The following is a 17,607-nucleotide window of genomic DNA, read 5'->3' as shown; positions in this document are numbered from 1 at the left end:
TTCATTTTGCGGAAAGGTCTCACACATTCTCGGATGATGAGAGTCACACCCACCGTCAAAACTTAATCGCTTGATCAGAAATGGGCCAAACAGCCTAAAAATCAGTGTTTTTATGCGTTTCAGGGTTGACCATGCACCTTCATGCTTGTATCATCCGCCTGATCTGACTTCACAAACGCCTTAAGGCACCACGTGGGTCAGGTTGCGCATCGAAGCGGACACGGCGATCCACACCGGGAGAGGAAACTCGGCAACTCGCCCCAACGTCACCTTCAGAGCCGCACCACGCTCCGACTGCGCGACACCTCTTGGGGGTTCATATGAAGAAAGGCTTGCTCATCCTCACCGCCGCGCTGACCTTCGGCAGCATGGCCGCCGCGCAGACCACGGCGACCTCCAGCGCTCCCCAGGTTCCCGCGCTGACCGACGTTCCCGCCGGTCACTGGGCCAAGGACGCCATCGACAAGCTCGTCAGCCGCGGCATCATCCTCGGCTACCCCGATGGCACCTTCCGCGGCACGCAGAACCTCACCCGCTACGAAGCGGCCGTGATCATCGCCCGCCTGCTCGACCAGATGCGCAGCGGCGAAGTCGCCGTTGACGGCCTCGACCAGGAAGTCCTGACCGCCCTGCAGAACGCCGTGCAGGAACTCGCCGCTGACCTCGCCGCCCTCGGCGTGCGCGTCACCGACCTCGAAGAGAACATGGTCAGCAAGGAAGACTTCGCCCGCCTCGAGGAGCGCGTCAACGCCCTCGGCGCCGTCGAAGGCGACCCCACCGCCCTCCAGGGCATCACCGACCAGCTCGCCGCCCTGAACACCAGCGTCGACGAACTGACCGCCAACTACGACACCCTCCGTGCCGACGTTGACGACAACGCCAGCAACATCGCCGCCCTGAACGACCTGACCGTCCTCCTGAACCAGGACATCCTGGACCTCCAGGACCGCGTCAGCGCCGTTGAAGCCGCCCAGAGCGACTTCGTGCTCCGCGCCGATTTCGACAACCTCACCAACCGCGTGGCCGGCATCGACACCCGCGTCACCAACCTCGAGAAGGCCCCCAAGTTCAGCGTCAGCGGCGGCTTCAGCGGCACCTTCGGCCGCCTGAACCTCGTCCAGGGCACTGTGGGCTTCGACGTGGACCGCCTCACCGCCAACACCCCCCAGTCGGCCTCCAACGGCGGCTTCCGTGACGGCGACGTCACCACCGTCGACACCGGCAAGGACTACAACACCGGCAGCCTGACCTTCGGCGTGAAGGCCAGCCAGCTCGGCACCATCGGCGGCGTCGTGACCGTCAACGACGCCTACCTGAACTTCGGCGTGGGCAACTTCTGGGACATCAACGCGGGCGACGTCTACGTCACGCTGGACAGCGCTGGCGTCAGCGGCACCCTGGCCGGCCAGAAGTTCAGCGCCGACTACAGCGCCTACAGCAGCAACTTCAAGTTCCAGGACTACCTGTTCAACAACAGCGATGACAACGAGACCCGCCGCGGCATCGTGTTCAACCTGGCTGCCGCTTCCCTCCCCGGCGCTCCCGACCTGACCGTCGTGCTGGGCAACACCAACAGCCCCTACATGACCAACGGGCTGGACAGCGCCAACTACTACGGCGTGCGCATGGCCTACAAGCCCGCTGCCGGCACCTTCGGCGTGTCCGCCGCCATCGTGGAAGGCAACCGCACCGGCTTCGGCACTGACTTCAACGTGAAGTTCGGCGTGCTGAACCTCAAGGGTGAAGGCGTCCTGAGCTTCCCCAACACGGGCCGCCTGGCGACCCTGGGCCAGTTCCCCAACATCCAGACTGACGCTGACGCGGCCGGCTACCTGGAAGCGCGCGCTGACCTGGGCATCGTCAAGTTCGGTGCGAACGCCCGCGCCATCAACCCTGCCTTCGCTCCCAGCGACAGCGCCTTCACCGTTGGCCTGCCCCAGGACAACACCCCTGCCAACGCTGGCATGAGCGACACCCCTTACCTCGCGGTCAACGGTGTCAACACCCTGCCCTACGTGCCGAACCAGATCGGCTTCGGCGCTGCCCTCGGCACCACCGTCGGCCCCGTGGCCCTCGGCGCCTACGGCGACACCCGCACCGACTGGTGGGGCAATGGCCGCATCACCGGCTTCGGCGTCAAGGCCGGCGCCCAGATCAGCGCCCTGCAGCTGGTCGCCTTCTACAACAACCTGACCATCAACGGCGTGGCCGCTGACGGTGCCAACAGCGCCTACACCGGCTCCAGCCAGTACATCGGCGCCACCGGCGTCGGCATGGGCATCTCCGCTGTCCCCTTCACCATGACCAGCAGCTTCGGCGCGCAGGTCAGCCACAGCGGCACGGCGGCCAACGCCCTGGTCAAGAACCTCAACCTGACCCTGGGTGACGTGTACTTCACCGTCAGCAAGACCAACCGCTTCTACGTCTACGGCGACTACAGCGCCACCCTCGGCGGCTTCACCGTCGCCCCCATGTTCCACTACAGCATCCTGACGAACACGGACACCACGGCCTACGCTCAGAACCAGAACACCGTCAAGTACGGCATCAAACTGGCTTCCCCCGAGCTGACCAGCGTGCCCTTCTCCCCCAGCATGTACCTGAACGTCGCCAACCGCATCACCAACGCGGACACGGCCTTCGGCGTGCAGCCCAGCGGCACCAAGACCGAACTGCTCGGCCAGGTCGGCATCAGCCTCAACAACGTGGTCGTGCCCGGCGCCAGCGTCAAGCTCGGCTACGCCTACTACCAGGGCTTCGGCGTGAACAGCAGCAACGGCGGTATCGCTCCGGTCATGATCGGCAGCGCCAACAACGCCTTCAATGCCGCCAGCCCCTACCTGTACGGCTCCAACGCTACCGGTAACGACTCCGCCAAGATGGACGGCGTCTACACCCAGATCGGCTGGAACGGCCTGACCGCCAACTACGGCGTCTTCCGCTACTACGATCTGAACGCCCCCGCCGCCAACGGCGCGCCCACCAGCGTCGCCCAGGGCTTCAAGGTCGGCTACACCTTCAAGTTCTGATCTTCAAGCTTCAGGCTTGACTCAAGGCCCCCGCTTCGGCGGGGGTTTTGCTGTTGCGTTTCACATATGCCCGGAGCGCAATGACACCCTGCCCGCTTCAGTCCGCCGCTAGACTGTGCGTATGCTTGCAGTGTTTGGCCATACGAACCCGGATACGGACGCGATCTCCTCGGCGCTGGTGTACGCGCACCTTCTCACGCGGCTGGGCGTGCCGGCCCAGGCGTACCGGCTGGGCGACCTGAATTTTGAGACGGCGTTTGTCCTGCGTGAACTGAGGATGGAGGCGCCGCCTATGCTGCCGGCCCTGGCGGCGGGGACACCGGTGGCGCTAGTGGACCACAACGAGAGTGGTCAGTCCGCGCCGAACATCGCGGAACTCACCGTGACACGCGTGGTGGACCACCACAAGCTGGGTGACCTGACGACTTCGCAGCCACCCTTCCTGCGGTTTGAGCCGGTGGGGTGCACGGGGACGATCCTGCTGAAACTGCACCGTGAGGCGGGGCTGGATGTTGAGGCCCTGGACGCGAAGTTGATGTTGAGCGCGATCCTGAGTGACACGCTGCACTTCCGCAGCCCGACGACGACGCAGGATGACCGGGACGCGGTGGCCTTCCTGGCGCCAGTTGCCGGCGTGACGGATGTGGAGGCGTACGCGCTGGCGATGTTCGCGGCGAAGAGCGACCTCGGGGACACGCCCGCTGCGCAGCTGTTGAAGATGGACTACAAGGTGTTCCCGTTCGGTGAGCCGGCGCAGCAGTGGGGTGTGGGCGTGATCGAGACGACGAACCCCGCCTACGTGTTCGGCCGGAAGGAAGAGTTGCTGCGGGCGATGGACGAGGCCCGCGCGGAGGACGGTCTGAACGGCGTGCTGCTGAGCGTGGTGGACATCCTGAACGAGACGAACCGGACCTTCGTGCTGAGCGCCACGGAGGAGAAGGTACTCCGGGAAGCGTTTGGTGTGGAGGCTACGGACGGCGTGGCCGATCTGGGCAACCGCATCAGCCGGAAGAAGCAGATCGTGCCGACCCTGGAGAGGTACTTCGCACCAGAGGCGTGAGCGGGGAAGGACGAGCGGTCGCATCACCGTGGCCCCTTCCCGTGGCGCCGTATGCTGCCCGGGTGACTGACGCTTCTGCTGTTCCCTCGCCGCTGCTGGACTGGCTGTTCGCCCGGCAGCGGTTCGGCATTCACCCCGGCCTGGGCCGCGTGCAGGCGCTCCTGGGCCGGCTGGGTGACCCACAGGACCGCTTTCAGTCGTTCCTGGTGGGTGGAACCAATGGAAAGGGCAGCACGGCCGCCACGCTGGCCGCCATACTCCAGGCCGAGGGCCGGCGGGTGGGGCTGTTCACCAGTCCGCACCTGACGCACTTCGCCGAGCGGTTTCAGGTGGCTGGAGAGTCACTGAAGACCGCAGAGGTAGAGGCAGCCCTCCAGCAGGTGCGGCCGCACGCGGAGGAGGTCGGGGCTTCGTTCTTCGAGATCGTCACGGCGTTGGGGTGCCTGCTGTTCGCCCGGGTTGGGGTGGACGTGGCGGTGATGGAGGTGGGACTGGGCGGCCGGCTGGACGCGACGAACGCGCTGAGCCCGGCGCTGAGCGTGATCACGAACGTGGCCCTGGACCACACGGAGATCCTGGGGGAGACGCACGAGGCGATCGCGGCGGAGAAGGCCGGCATCCTGCGGGCCGGACGGCCGGCGGTGACTGGGGTGAACCCGGATCTGCGCGGCATCCTGGACCAGGAGGGTGCGGACCTCTGGGCGCTCGATGACCTGCCCTTGGAGGTGCGCTCCCTGGGATGGGAGGGGGCGGAGGTGACGCTTGGTCTGCCAGACGGCGCCAGCCTGAGCTTCCGCACGCCGCTGCTGGGGGCGCACGGGGCCCGGAACGCCGCGCTGGCGGCGCTGGCCGCCCACCGGCTTGGGGTGAGCCCTGAAGCCATTCGGGCGGGCGCGGCGGGGACCGTGTGGCCGGGGCGCCTGGAGGTGCTGCCCTTCGCGGGGGGGCGGGTGCTGCTGGACGGCGCGCACAACCCGGACGGCGCGGCGGCACTCGTGGCGGCCCTCCGGGAACTGGGCGTGGAGCGGCTGCCGGTGGTGTTCGGCGCGGCTGGAGACAAGGACCTGAGCGGCGTGGCGGCGGCCCTGGTGCCCTTGGCGGAGTGCGTGATTCTCACCCGGGCGGTGCTGAGTCCGCGTGCAGCCGACCCGCAGGCACTGGCGCCGCTGTTCCCAGACGTGCCGGTCACCGTGGCTCCGTCGCCTGCCGAGGCCCTGGACGTTCTGCGGGCCCTGAAGGCTCCGCTGGCGCTGGTGTGCGGCAGCCTGTACCTGATCGGGGAGGTGCGGCCGCTGCTGCTGGGCGGGGCGTCCGAGCGGCGGGAGCGCTGGCAGTAGCGCCGGGTAGGCCAGATGGCGGACCCCGGCGCGGGTCACCGTAGGCTGTGGGCATGAGCATGGATCAACTTCGGCGCCGTCTGGGACAGATCAGTGACCTGAAGGCCGCCGCCGGCCTGCTGTCCTGGGACCAGGAGACATACATGCCCCCCGAGGCCGGGGAGATTCGCGGGCAGCAGATGGCGACCCTGGCCGGTCTGGCGCATGAACTGTTCACGGACGCGCAGACGGCCGCCCTGCTGGACGGCGCCCACCCGCAGGACGACACCGACGGGGCCGTGCTGCGGGTCACCCGCCGCGATCACGACAAGGCCACGAAGCTGCCCACGGAGTTCGTGGAGGAGTACACCCGCGCGTGCAGCGACGCCCACCACGCCTGGGTGGAGGCCCGGCAGAACAGCGACTTCAAGGTGTTCCAGCCTCACCTGCAGCGCGTGCTGGACCTGACCCGCCGCAAGGCGGAGCTGCGGGACCCGGACGCGCACCCCTACGACGTCCTGATGGACGATTACGAGCCCGGCATGCACGCTACCCAGGTGCAGGCCGTGTTCGACGACCTGCGCGAACGCACCCGGCCGCTGCTGCGCCGCATCGTGGCGGCCGGGAACGCCGCGGACTACAGCGTGCTGACCCGGCCCTTCCCGGCCGGGGCGCAGAAGGCGTTTGCGTGGCAGGTGGCCGGGGAGGCGTTCGGTCTGCAGCCGGACTTCGCCCGGCAGGACGAGAGCGCCCACCCCTTCCAGACGAACTTCAGCCGCAGCGACATCCGCATCACCACCCGCGTGGAGGACTACTGGCCGGCGTGCCTGTTCGGGACGTGGCACGAGACGGGGCACGCCATGTACGAGCGCGGCGTGGCCGCCCACTGGGCGCGCACGCCCGTGAGTTCCGGCACCAGCCTCGGCGTGCACGAGAGCCAGTCGCGGATGTTCGAGAACCTGCTGGCGCGCAGCCTGCCGTTCTGGGAGCGGTACTTCCCGGAACTGGAGCGGGTGGCGCCGGAGGTCACGCGCGGCCTGGACCCGCAGGCGCTGTACCGCGCCGTGAACCGCGTGAACCCCAGCCTGATCCGCGTGGAGGCCGACGAGGTGACGTACAACTTCCACGTGATGCTGCGCTTCGCACTGGAGATGCGCCTGCTGGACGGCAGCCTGAAGGTCGCGGACCTGCCCGAGGCCTGGAACGCGCAGATGCAGGAGGACCTGGGGCTCACGCCGCCCGACGACGCGCAGGGCGTGTTGCAGGACATTCACTGGTCGGCCGGGCTGATCGGGTACTTCCCCACGTACACCCTGGGGAACCTGCTGAGCGTGCAGCTGCTGGAGGCCGCGCAGCGGGATCCCGCGATCGCGGCGGGCGTGCAGGCGGCCGAGTACGGCCCGCTGCGCGAGTGGCTGGTGCAGCACGTGCACCGGCATGGCCGCAGCCGCACGCCGGAGGAGCTCACCGTGCAGGCCACCGGCCGGCCCCTGACCGCCGATCCATACGTGGCATACCTGCACGCGAAGTACGAGGACATCTACAACCTGAAGTAAGCAGGCGCAAAGCCGCAGGCCCGGACATTCCGTCCGGGCCTTGCTCGCCTAGGGCAGCTGGAGAGCAGGTTTTCCTCTTCCCGGTCCCGCCGGGGGTGGGGTCAGGCTCAGCGGGGGGCGAGGGAGCGGCGGCCGGGGCGGTTCACTTGGGGCGGGTGGGGACGTGCTGGGCATGGACTCCCCCTGCGGCGGGCCGTGGGCCGGGGCCCGCGGGTGTCACACGGCGTGCTTGCGTTCGGCCTGGGTGATCAGGTAGGCGCGGGCGGCGCCCAGCCAGGTCTGGGAGAGGTCGGCATGCGGGTGCTGGCGCTGGCGCAGGGCGGCGGTGCCCAGGGAGAGCTGGCGTTCGATGCGGCGCACGGCGCCCAGGCCGCCCTCGTTCTCGACCTCGATCAGGGTGTTCAGGATCTTGGTGGGGTGGGCGGAACCGAGGCGGATGCTTTCGGCGATGGTGTCCAGGGCGCGCATGAGGTGCTCCTTCCAGCCGGTGGGCTGCGAGGGGAAAGACGCCGGTTTCTGGCGTGCAGGAGAGCATTCGAGTTGAAAAGGCCTTCTTGATTACGATGGTAGCAGATCGCCTCCGGGGAGGCAAGAAGGAAAGAAGAGCATTCTGTATTGACCGTACTGGAGGGCGGTGTTACACTCCAATCAAGGCTGCCCGATTCTGCCCACAGGCAAACGCCGGAAATGACCCCGCGCCCGCCCCCCAGGCAGGAAATCAGAGGCCAAGCCGCAGCCCAGGAGGTGAATATGAAACTGCACGAACGACTCCGTGAACTCCGCAGCGAACGAGGGCTGCGGCTCAAAGACGTCGCCGAGGTCGCCGACATCAGCGTCCCGTACCTCAGCGACCTCGAACGTGGCCGCACCAACCCCAGCCTGGAAACCCTCCAGACGCTCGCCGGCGCGTACCAGATCACGGTCCACGACCTGCTTGAAGGCGTCGAATTCTACGGCGCGTCCACCGAGGGCGCCCTGCCCAAGGGCCTCGCCGACCTGATCAGCGACCCCACCCTGGGACCGCAGATCACGCCCGACTGGGTGCGCACCCTGTCCCGCATCGAACTGCGCGGCAAACGCCCCCGCGACAAGCAGGACTGGTACGAGATCTACCTGCACCTGAAACGCATCCTGAACTGACCCCAGGATCACAACAATGCACCCCCGCCCAGCACGGGCGGGGGTGCTTCTCCATGTTGCTCAGGGGCCCGGCGGCCGCATCGCCTGCGCGAAGCCCCAGGCGCTGCGTTCCAGCATGCGGTACACGTCCTCGAACCCCTCCGCGCCGCCGTAGTACGGGTCCGGGACGTCCGCACCAGGGGCCTCCGGATCCCACTCGCGCATCAGGTGCACGCGGGCCGCCGCACCGCCCGCCTGCGCCACCAGGGCTCGGGCATCCTGGGCGTTGATGGCGTCCATCGCCAGGATCACGTCGAACGCCTGAACATCCTGCCGGGTCAGCTGCCGCGCACGCCCGCCCAGATCCAGGCCGTGTCGCTGCGCTACCTCCCGGCTGCGCGGGTCGGCCGGACGGCCCACGTTCCAGTCGGCGGTGCCGGCGCTGTCCACCACGGCCGGCACACCCGCCGCAGCCAGCTCCCGGCGCACCAGCGCCTCGGCCAGCGGGCTGCGGCAGATGTTCCCCAAGCACAGCGCCAGCACCCGCAGCGGCCGCCCGGGTGCAGCGGGCTCAGGCATCGGTCTCGGTGTACGCCCCCAGCGCCCGGAAGCGGTCGTGGCGCTGCCGCAGCAGCTCCTCGGCGTTCAGGCCCGCGAGCTCCTGCAGGTGGCGGCTCACCGCCTCGCCCACCGCCCGGGCGGCCCCGTCCATGTCCAGGTGCGCGCCGCCCGCCGGTTCCGCGATGACCTCCTCCACAATGCCCATCTCCAGCAGGTCCGGCGCCGTCAGCTTCAGGGCCTCGGCGGCCAGGGGGGCCTTGGTGGCGTCCTTCCAGATGATGCTGGCCGCGCCTTCCGGGGAGATCACGCTGTACCAGGCGTTCTCCTGGATCAGCACGCGGTTGCCCACGCCCACCGCCAGTGCCCCGCCGGACCCGCCCTCGCCGATCACGACGCTCACCACCGGCACGCGCAGGTTCAGCATGCGGCGGATGCTCTCCGCGATCGCCCAGCCCTGCCCGCGTTCCTCGGCCTCCAGGCCCGGGTAGGCGCCCTGCGTGTCCACCAGCGCCACCACCGGCAGCCCGAACTTGTCCGCCAGGTCCATCAGGCGCACGGCCTTGCGGTACCCTTCCGGGTTCGCGCTGCCGAAGCGGCGTTTGATCTTGCTCTTGGTGTCCCGGCCCTTCTGCTGCAGCAGCAGCATGACCGGCTCCCCGTTCCAGCGGGCCGGCCCGCCGATCAGGGCGGGGTCGTCGGCGTAGCGGCGGTCGCCGTGCAGCTCGTGGAACTCGGTGCACAGCCGCTCCACGTAGTCCAGCGCGGTGGGCCGGCCCTGCGCGCGGGCGAGCTGCACCCGCTCCCAGCGGCCCATCCCGGTGCCGCTCTCGGCGCGCAGGCGGCCCACTTCCGAGCGCAGCGCCTCGATGGCCGGGCCCAGGGCAGCGGCGGATTCCGGACCGGCCTTCCCGGCGGTCGCTTCCAGGTCACGCAGGCGCGTTTCCAGTTCCCTCAGCGTGTCGGCCGCGGTCATGCGCTCACCTCCGCGGGGCGCTTCATGAGCACGCCCAGCAGGGACGCGAGGTACGCGCGCTGCTCGCGGCGGTCCACGACGTCGTCCACCATGCCGTGCGTGAGCAGGAACTCGGCGCGCTGGAAGCCCTCGGGGAGGTGCTGGCGGATGGTCTGCTGAATCACGCGCGGGCCCGCGAAGCCGATCAGGGCGCCGGGCTCGGCGAGAATCACGTCGGCCACCGTGGCGAAACTGGCGGTCACGCCGCCGGTCGTCGGGTCCGTCAGGATGCTCACGTACGGCACGCCGGCCGTCGTGAGGTCCTCCAGGGCCACGGTCGTCTTCGCCATCTGCATCAGCGACAGCGCGCTTTCCTGCATGCGGGCGCCGCCGCTGGCCGCCACCACGATCAGCGGCCAGCCGCGCCGCGCGGCGTCCTCGGCCGCGCGGGCGATCTCCTCACCCACCACGCTGCCCATGCTGCCGCCACTGAACGCGAAGTCCATGACCGCCACCACCACGTCCAGCCCGTGAATGCGCCCGGTGCCGGTCAGGATCGCGTCCGGGCGGCCGGTTTTCGCCTGGGCGCGTTTCAGACGGTCGGTGTACGCCTCGGTGTCCACGAAGCCCAGGTGATCGGTGGGCTGCACCCGGCCCGACATCTGCTCGAAGGACTCCGGGTCGAGCAGCACGGCCACGCGCTGCGCCGCGTCCGTGCGGAGGTGATGCCCGCATTTGGGGCACACGAAGGCGTTCGCTTCCAGCTCCCGGTTGTACAGCCCCTCCTTGCACGCCGGGCACTTCGTCCACAGGTCCGGAAGGTCGGGGGTCGCCTGCGGCTGCGGCCGGCGACGGCGGAAAAAACGGTCTAGAGCCATGACTCCGCGCATTCTAGGCGCCTGTCCCCGGGCGTTCTGGACTGGGTTCACAACGGCCTGCACAGGGGAGGGCCGGCCCGGCCCAGCACAGACCGCCCGCCCAGCCAGGCTGGAGCGGGCGGCCGGGAGGGGAGACTCAACCGAGCTTGCGCTTGAGGTAGTCGTCAAGCTGGTCGAGTTGCAGGGTCACGTCGCGCTGCAGGGCGTCCATGCGGGCGTTCAGGGCAGTGACGTCCGGGCTGGTGCCGCTGCCCAGCGCGTTGATGCGATTGTCGATGTGCGCCTGAAGCTGCTGGAAGCGGCTGCCCTCGGCGCTGTCCAGGCTGGCGCGCAGGGCTTCCATGTCGCGCAGCAGCTTGGCGCTGTCGGCCTGGGCGCGCAGGCCGCGCACGCCCGCCCAGAAGTAGAACAGCAGGCTCACGGCGATTCCGGTGAGTAGCAGGATCAGGCCCAGCGGCACGCCCTTGTACACGATGAAGCCCAGGTCGAGGGTGTGGGGGAACATCAGCGCGAAGCGGTTCAGCCACGCGAAGACGGCCAGGATGGCCAGAATGACGATCAGGACGGCAGTCCGCATGGTCCGAGGGTAACACCTGAGGCGGACGCGGCCGCGAGAAGCAAATTGCGCATTTGTTTACGTTTTCCAGCGGCCATTCAATGAATTGCGGGGAGCTACTGTGCCCGGCAGGCGGGACGCTATGCTGCGGGCACTATGTCATTGGTCGTGCTGGTTACGGTTCCTCCGGAGCGTGCTCCGGCCCTTGCTCGGACGCTCGTTCAGGAACGGCTGGCCGGCTGCGTGAACATCATCGGCGGGTTGCAGAGCGTGTACCGCTGGCACGGCGACGTCGCCGAGGACCCCGAAAGCATGCTGGTCATCAAGACCAGCGGGGAAAAGTACCCCGACCTCGAAGCCCGCATCCGCGAGCTCCACTCCTACGAGGTCCCCGAGATCATCGCCCTGCAGTACGACCGCGCGAACAGCGACTTCCAGGAGTGGCTGCGCAGGAGCCTGGAACCCGACCACAGCTAGGCCGCGTTCCAGGCGGTAAGGTGAGGGCATGTTCGGCCGTCGCGTTCCCCCCCATGTCGTGTTTGCGGGCAGTCTCCTCCTGGCGCTGGCGTGCGCCGCGCTGGCCTTCGTCGCGTTCTCCCGCGGCAGCCTGATCTGGGGCGCCCTGGCGGGCGTGCTGGCCGTGTGGTTCACCGTGGATGCCGTGCGCTCCTACGGCTGGGCGCAGGAACGGCGCCGGCAGGAACAGGTCCGCGCGCAGGAGGAAGCGCAGCGGGACGCCGACCGCGCCGCCCGCCGCCGCTGACCCCGCCTCAGGCCCGGCGGGAGATCAGCCGGGCCCATCCCGGTCAGCCTTACAGGTGCCGGGCGAAGTACTCCGCCATCAGGCGGTAACTGCGGGTCTTCCCGGCGATGTCCGCCGAGCCGTGCCCCTCATCCCCGAACTCCACGTACTCGAAGTGCTCGCCCTCCCGCTTCCCGCCGGCGACCAGCGCGTCCCGGAACCCGCGCGCCTGATTCACCGGGCAGCGCGGGTCGTTCGTACCGTGCATCATGAACATGTGCGCCTTTAAGTGCGCGGCGTGCGTCACGGCGCTCCGGTCCGCCCAGAGCGCCGCGTTCTCCTCCGGGTCGCCCATCATGGTGCGGAAGTAATACCCCAGTTGCGGCATCACGCGGCTGTTGTCCTCGTGCAGCTGCCGCAGGTCGCTGATGCCCACGATCGGCACGCTCACCCGGAACAGGTCCGGGTACTTCACCGGCGCGAGGTAACTCATGTACCCGCCGAAACTCCCGCCGAAGATGCCCAGGCGCTCCGGGTCCACCTCCGGCAGGGACTTCAGATACGCCGCGCCGGCCGCCACGTCCGCCAGGTCCCGGCCGCCCCAGTCCAGCAGGTTCGCGTCCCGCCAGGCCACGCCGTACCCGGTGCTGCCGCGGATGTTCGGGCACAGCACCAGGTACCCCCGGTCCGCCAGGAACTGCGCGTGCGGGTCGAACATCCGGAAGAACTGCGCGGTCGGGCCGCCGTGCACGTGCACCAGCGCCGGGTACCGCCGGCCCGGGTCCAGGTCCCGCGGCCGGTACAGGATGGCCGGCACGGTCAGGCCGTCCGTGGTGGGGTAACGCACGTACTCGCCGGGCACGAAATCCGCCGGGTTCACGTCCCCGTACTCGGCGGGCAGCAGCACCCCGGCCGTGTCCGACGCCAGGTCGTACAGCAGCGTCTGCATGCGCGTGGTCGTGGTGCCCTGCGTGATTACCAGCGCCCGCCCGTCCAGCGCGAACGCCGACCCGGTCGCCACCCCCGCGGGCAGGTTCAGCACCCGGCCCTCCCCGGTGCGCGTGTCGTACAGCACGGGCGTGAGGGTGCTGTCCACGTTCCGGATCACGCTCAGCCACCGGCCGTCCGGCGAGAACCGCCCCGGCGTCTCGTCCGGACCGCCTTCCGGCGTGAACCAGCGCACCTCCCCACTGTCCACGTTCAGCAGCCCCACCCGCCCGGCCCCGCTGGCGTCACTGCTCACCGCCACGTGCTTTCCGTCCGGGTGCCAGTCGCCCAGGCTGTCGCGGCTGCCTTCCTGCACGTGCCACACCCGGCGCCACCCGCTTCCGTCCGAGCCCAGGACGTACCCGTCGGTGTTCCGCAGGTCCGCACTCTCGTTCGTGGTCACGGTCAGGCGCGACCCGTCCGGGCTGAACCCGCCCGCCATCGTGGCGTTCCCCAGCGTGGTCAGGGCCGTCCAGGCGTCCGGGCCCTCGCGGGTCAGGTCGTACAGGTGCACGTTCATCATGCCGCCCCGCGTGCTGTTCACCAGCAGCCGCCCCCCGTCCGGGTGAACGTCCACCACGTAATCCATGCTCTGCGGGTCGTGCTGCAGCGCCCGCACGCCCCCACCCTTCACGTCCAGCTCGAACATCGCCTGCCGCTCGTCACCGTTCTCGTCCCGGCTGAAGTAGATGCGCCGGTCGTCGCGGCTCCACACGAACCCCGCCCGGATCGCCTTCGGCGCCTGCCCGTCCGTGAGCTGCCGGCGTTCCCCGGTCCGCAGGTTCTGCACGTACAGCTCGAACCGGCCGGTCCAGTCGGCGTAGAACGCCACCTGATCCCCGGCGTGCGAGACGGTCACCCCCTGCACGGACGGCAGCGCCGCCAGTGCCTCCAGCGAAATGCGTTCAGGCATGCCCCAGTGTAGGGGTGACTGTTCAGGAGCCGAGCTGAGATCTGGTGGCCACAATTCGATTCGCAATGCATTGAATTTATAGGTAAAATTCGGGGGTGAACCAGAAAGCCCAGCTCCGCCTGCTGATCCTCAGCGTGCTGGAACGCCAGCCCGAACACGGCTACGCCATCGCCCAGGCCATCAAAACCCGCTCGGCCGGCGTGCTGGGCGCCAAGGAAGGCAACCTGTACCCCGCCCTGCACCTGCTGGAAAAAGACGGCCTGCTGAGCAGCACCGAGGTCAACGCCGGCGGCCGCACCCGCCGCGAGTACAGGCTCACCGAGGCTGGCCACAGGGAGCTGGGCCGCGCCCGCAGCGAATGGCACACCCAGGTGCAGGCCGTGCAGTCGGTCCTGGCCGGAGGGCACACATGACCCCGCCCGCCGAAGCCCGGACCCCGGCCGACCGGCACTGGCTGGACATCGCCACGCACGGTCTGACGCCGGAAGCGGCGGCGCGGGTCCAGACCGAGTACCTCACGCACCAGCACGACGCGCTGGACGCCGGCGAACCCGACGCAGGCCTCCAGACGACCTGGGGCGACCCGCATACCGTGAACCGTGCCCTGCGCCGCGCGCACCTCACCCGCCGCGAGGCAGCCCTGCTGCCGTCCGGGTATGCCGCGGGCTGGCCAGGGCTGCGGGCAGCCCTGATAGAGGACAGCGCATTTCTGTGTGGGGTGCTGTGCGTCGGCCTCACGGATCTGATCCGGGGCGAGGCGGTCCAGGCCCTGCTGCTGGGCGTGATCCTGGGCCTGCTGACGGCAGTACTGCTTCGCTGGCGGCTGCTCTCACGTCCCGCCCTGCACGCGGCCGCCCGCGCGGCCCTGTTCTGGACCCTCAAGCCCATCACCCTGGTCGCGCTCCTCATGCTGGCCGGCCTGCTGCACACCCTGGCCACCGAGGGGTTCGGGCCAGTGCGGGCCTTCCTCCAGACCCCAAGCTGGGGCCCGGCCCTCATGACGCTGTACTTCGGCTACCACGCGCTGAACCTGCTGCGGGCCGTGGCCGCCGCACGGAAACTGATGACCTGATCCTCAAAGTCAAGTGTGCAGGCCGGGCGCCACTGCGCCCGGCCTGATCGTGTCCTGCCTTTGCCCCTGTTCAGGGAATGCGGAAGCCGCTCGCGAAGGCGTGCACCTCGTCGATGACCGTTTCGCCCTGCAGGGCGCGGTGGATCAGGTCGGCGATGGTGGGCATGTGCGCCTCGGTCATGCCGCGGGTGGTGACGGCGGGCGTGCCGATGCGGATGCCGCCGCCGTGCAGGATCTTTTCCGTGTCGTACGGCAGGGTGCTCTTGCTGATGGTGATGTGGTTGGCGTCCAGGCGCCTGGTGGCCTTGGTGCCGTTCAGGCCCTGGGGGCGCAGGTCCAGCACGAACATGTGGTTGTCGGTGCCACCGGACACCACGCGGTACCCGCGGGCTTCGAGTTCGCTGGCCAGGGCGCGGGCGTTCTTGATGATCTGCTGCGCGTAGGTCTTGAACGCGGGTTGCAGCGCCTCGCCGAACGCCACGGCCTTCGCGGCGATCACGTGTTCGAGGGGCCCGCCCTGGTAGCCGGGGAACACCGCCCGGTCGATCTTCGCGCCGAGTTCCGGGTCGTTGCTGAGGATGATGCCGCCGCGCGGGCCGCGCAGGGTCTTGTGGGTGGTGCTGGCGACCACGTGGGCGTGGGGCAGGGCGTTGGGGTGTTCCCCGGCGGCGATCAGGCCGGCGATGTGCGCGATGTCGGCGAACAGCACGGCGCCCACCTCGTCGGCCACGGCGCGGAAGGCGGCGAAGTCGATCTGGCGGCTGTAGGCGCTGGCGCCGGCGATGATCATCTTGGGTTTGTGCTCGTGCGCGAGGCGGCGCACCTCGTCCATGTCGATGAGTTCAGTGTCGGGGTTCACCTTGTACCCGACGATGTGGTAGCGCAGGCCGGAGAAGTTCACGGGGTTGCCGTGCGTGAGGTGTCCGCCGTGCGAGAGGTCCATGCCGAGCACGGTGCTGCCGGGTTCGATCAGGGCGTTGTACACGGCGAGGTTCGCGCTGCTGCCACTGTGGGGCTGCACGTTCGCCCACGCGGCGCCGAACAGTTCCTTCACGCGGTCGATGGCGAGCTGCTCGACCTGGTCCACGACCTCGCAGCCGCCGTACCAGCGCTTGCCGGGGTAGCCCTCGGCGTACTTGTTGGTCAGGACGGACCCCTGCGCTTCCCGCACGGCCGCGGACGTGAAGTTCTCGCTGGCGATCAGTTCCAGGCCGTGCTTCTGGCGGTCGGCTTCCTTGGCGATCAGGTCGAACAGGGCCGTGTCGCGGGCCTGAGGGGGGGTGTCGGCGGTCGTCATGATGACCACGCTAACACCCCCGCCCGTTCCGGGGGCGGCCCGGTGTCTGTGCAGGGCAGACGTCCCGCGGCCGGGTGCGTTCAGGGGCGGGCCGGGCGGCCCAGCTTCGCGCGGACTTCCCCCTGGCCGTCCGGATCGGCCAGGACCAGCAGCGTGTCCCCGGCCTGCAGCAGGGTGGGGCCCTTGGGCATCAGGTACTCGCCGGCGCGGTCCACGAGCAGCACCAGCGTTTCCGGGGAGAGTTTCAGGTCCATGATGCGCAGGCCGTCGGCGGCGCTGCCGGGGGCGACGTGCACCTCGATCATGGCGTTCTTGCTGTGCCCGGTGGGCGTGAACGAGATCGGGTAGTGCCGCGGCGCGGGGAGGTCCTGCTGCACGCCCAGCAGCCGCGCGACCCGGGCGAGGGTGGTGCCCTGGATCAGCACGCTGGTCAGCACGGTGAAGAACACGATGTTGAACAGCGTCTGCGCCTGCGGCACGCCCGCCACCAGCGGGAAGGTCGCCAGCACGATGGGCACCGCGCCCCGCAGGCCCACCCAGGCGACCATGTGCCGTTCGGGCAGCGGCATGCCGCTCAGGGCGAGGCCCAGGTGCACGCTGAGCGGCCGGGCCACGAACACCAGCACCAGCGCGCACGCCAGCGCCAGGCCGGCGGTGGGCAGCAGTTCGTGCGGGTTGACGAGCAGGCCCAGCGTGAGGAACATCGCCACCTGCATGATCCACGCCACGCCGTCGTGAAAGGCCATCAGGGAGCGCTTGTGGATGAACTCGGCGTTCCCGAGGATCACCCCGGCGATGTAGATCGCCAGGAACCCGCTGCCGCCCGCGACGGCCGTGGCGCTGAAGATCGTCAGGGCCAGCGCGAGGCTCAGCACCGAGTACAGGCCCTCGAACTGCAGTTCCATGCGGCTCAGCGCCCACAGCGCCGCGCGGCCCAGCACCACGCCCAGCATCGCGCCCAGGATCATCTGCTTGAGGAACAGTGGCAGGATGCTCAGCACGCCCGCGCCCGGGTGCGCGATCAGTTCCAGAATCCCCACCGTGAGGAACACCGCCATCGGGTCGTTCCCGCCGGACTCGAACTCCAGCAGCGGCGCCACGTGGCCCCTCAGGCCCAGGGCGCGCTCCTTGAGGACGCTGAACACGGCGCTGGCGTCGGTGCTGCTCACGATCGCGCCCAGCAGCCACGCCGGCAGCCACGCCCACCCGAACACGAAGTGCACGAACGCCGCCATGACACCCGCCGTGACCAGCACGCCCAGCGTGGCCAGGCTCAGGCCCATCTTCACCACCGGCCGGGTGTGCCCCCAGGCGGTGCTCAGGCCCCCCTGGAACAGGATGAACGCCAGCGCCACCGTGCCCAAGGTCTGCGCGAGGCGGTAATCGCTGAACTGAATGCCCAGCCCGTCCGACCCGGCCAGCATGCCCACCCCCAGAAACAGCAGCAGGCCCGGGATGCCCAGCCGGCCCCCGATCCGCCCCACCACCAGACTGGTGATCAGCAGCACCCCCGCCACCAGCAGGTACATCTCCGCGTGCGCCTCGTGCATCCCCTGATGCTCTCACACC

Annotated in this window: 17 protein-coding genes; 9 read left to right on the top strand and 8 right to left on the bottom strand. The window is 69.2% G+C overall.

The annotated features are described in order from the left end of the window. The first annotated feature begins 320 nt into the window (after positions 1-320). The 4 genes from DFI_RS12185 to DFI_RS12170 all read left to right on the top strand — a co-directional run bounded on the left by DFI_RS12185 (position 321) and on the right by DFI_RS12170 (position 6,961). Positions 321-3,029 (top strand): S-layer homology domain-containing protein, encoded by a 2,709-nt coding sequence (locus DFI_RS12185; protein WP_027463484.1) that lies wholly within the window; start codon positions 321-323, stop codon positions 3,027-3,029. 121 nt (positions 3,030-3,150) lie between these two features. Further along, positions 3,151-4,089, top strand: a complete 939-nt coding sequence (locus tag DFI_RS12180) for a manganese-dependent inorganic pyrophosphatase (protein ID WP_027463483.1) — start codon at positions 3,151-3,153, stop codon at positions 4,087-4,089. Between the two features lie 62 nt (positions 4,090-4,151). Then, positions 4,152-5,426 carry a bifunctional folylpolyglutamate synthase/dihydrofolate synthase gene (locus DFI_RS12175; protein ID WP_027463482.1) on the top strand — a complete coding sequence of 425 codons (1,275 nt, stop codon included), beginning with the start codon at positions 4,152-4,154 and terminating at the stop codon, positions 5,424-5,426. A gap of 53 nt (positions 5,427-5,479) precedes the next feature. Continuing rightward, a complete protein-coding gene (locus DFI_RS12170) occupies positions 5,480-6,961 on the top strand; it encodes a carboxypeptidase M32 (RefSeq protein ID WP_027463481.1) in 1,482 nt (493 codons plus the stop codon). A 216-nt stretch (positions 6,962-7,177) separates the two neighbouring features. On the opposite strand, the gene DFI_RS12165 is transcribed toward DFI_RS12170, so the two are convergent. After that, entirely contained in the window at positions 7,178-7,429 is a 252-nt protein-coding gene (locus tag DFI_RS12165) for a hypothetical protein (protein ID WP_022801043.1), read from the bottom strand. Positions 7,430-7,711: 282 nt separating this feature from the next. Between DFI_RS12165 and DFI_RS12160 the strand changes: the two genes are divergently transcribed. Further along, positions 7,712-8,101, top strand: a complete 390-nt coding sequence (locus DFI_RS12160) for a helix-turn-helix domain-containing protein (RefSeq protein ID WP_022801044.1) — start codon at positions 7,712-7,714, stop codon at positions 8,099-8,101. A gap of 60 nt (positions 8,102-8,161) precedes the next feature. Here the strand turns inward: DFI_RS12160 and DFI_RS12155 are convergent, their stop codons facing one another. The 4 genes from DFI_RS12155 to DFI_RS12140 form a co-directional block, all read right to left on the bottom strand. After that, on the bottom strand, positions 8,162-8,659 hold the full coding sequence (locus DFI_RS12155) for a low molecular weight protein-tyrosine-phosphatase (RefSeq protein WP_043778631.1): 498 nt from the start codon (positions 8,657-8,659) through the stop codon (positions 8,162-8,164). Further along, positions 8,652-9,614 (bottom strand): acetyl-CoA carboxylase carboxyltransferase subunit alpha, encoded by a 963-nt coding sequence (locus tag DFI_RS12150; RefSeq protein ID WP_027463480.1) that lies wholly within the window; start codon positions 9,612-9,614, stop codon positions 8,652-8,654. Before DFI_RS12150 ends, DFI_RS12155 begins: the two co-directional genes overlap by 8 nt. Beyond that, on the bottom strand, positions 9,611-10,471 hold the full coding sequence (gene accD / locus DFI_RS12145) for an acetyl-CoA carboxylase, carboxyltransferase subunit beta (protein ID WP_027463479.1): 861 nt from the start codon (positions 10,469-10,471) through the stop codon (positions 9,611-9,613). Before accD ends, DFI_RS12150 begins: the two co-directional genes overlap by 4 nt. A 136-nt stretch (positions 10,472-10,607) precedes the next feature. Beyond that, positions 10,608-11,048 carry a hypothetical protein gene (locus DFI_RS12140; RefSeq protein ID WP_022801048.1) on the bottom strand — a complete coding sequence of 147 codons (441 nt, stop codon included), beginning with the start codon at positions 11,046-11,048 and terminating at the stop codon, positions 10,608-10,610. Positions 11,049-11,183: 135 nt separating this feature from the next. Here DFI_RS12140 and cutA point away from each other — a divergent pair, with 135 nt between their 5' ends. Continuing rightward, positions 11,184-11,504: a divalent-cation tolerance protein CutA gene (cutA, locus tag DFI_RS12135; RefSeq protein WP_022801049.1), complete on the top strand. Its 321-nt coding sequence runs from the start codon at positions 11,184-11,186 to the stop codon at positions 11,502-11,504. A gap of 28 nt (positions 11,505-11,532) precedes the next feature. Beyond that, the gene (locus tag DFI_RS12130; RefSeq protein WP_051307982.1) at positions 11,533-11,790 is read left to right on the top strand and encodes a hypothetical protein; all 258 of its coding nucleotides are present in this window, start codon (positions 11,533-11,535) and stop codon (positions 11,788-11,790) included. A gap of 49 nt (positions 11,791-11,839) precedes the next feature. On the opposite strand, the gene DFI_RS12125 is transcribed toward DFI_RS12130, so the two are convergent. Beyond that, positions 11,840-13,669 carry a S9 family peptidase gene (locus tag DFI_RS12125; RefSeq protein ID WP_027463478.1) on the bottom strand — a complete coding sequence of 610 codons (1,830 nt, stop codon included), beginning with the start codon at positions 13,667-13,669 and terminating at the stop codon, positions 11,840-11,842. Positions 13,670-13,764: 95 nt separating this feature from the next. Here DFI_RS12125 and DFI_RS12120 point away from each other — a divergent pair, with 95 nt between their 5' ends. Both DFI_RS12120 and DFI_RS12115 read left to right on the top strand, forming a co-directional pair. Beyond that, positions 13,765-14,082, top strand: a complete 318-nt coding sequence (locus tag DFI_RS12120; protein ID WP_027463477.1) for a PadR family transcriptional regulator — start codon at positions 13,765-13,767, stop codon at positions 14,080-14,082. After that, entirely contained in the window at positions 14,079-14,741 is a 663-nt protein-coding gene (locus tag DFI_RS12115; RefSeq protein WP_051307980.1) for a hypothetical protein, read from the top strand. Before DFI_RS12120 ends, DFI_RS12115 begins: the two co-directional genes overlap by 4 nt. A 70-nt stretch (positions 14,742-14,811) precedes the next feature. Here the strand turns inward: DFI_RS12115 and glyA are convergent, their stop codons facing one another. Both glyA and DFI_RS12105 read right to left on the bottom strand, forming a co-directional pair. Next, positions 14,812-16,038 carry a serine hydroxymethyltransferase gene (gene glyA, locus DFI_RS12110; protein ID WP_027463476.1) on the bottom strand — a complete coding sequence of 409 codons (1,227 nt, stop codon included), beginning with the start codon at positions 16,036-16,038 and terminating at the stop codon, positions 14,812-14,814. A gap of 80 nt (positions 16,039-16,118) precedes the next feature. Continuing rightward, positions 16,119-17,588: a potassium/proton antiporter gene (locus tag DFI_RS12105; RefSeq protein ID WP_027463475.1), complete on the bottom strand. Its 1,470-nt coding sequence runs from the start codon at positions 17,586-17,588 to the stop codon at positions 16,119-16,121. Positions 17,589-17,607: the final 19 nt, after the last annotated feature.

The organism is Deinococcus ficus (assembly GCF_003444775.1).
GTDB lineage: Bacteria > Deinococcota > Deinococci > Deinococcales > Deinococcaceae > Deinococcus > Deinococcus ficus.
The sequence above is the reverse complement of the archived record's forward strand: the minus strand, read 5'-3'. Positions and strand labels throughout refer to the sequence as shown.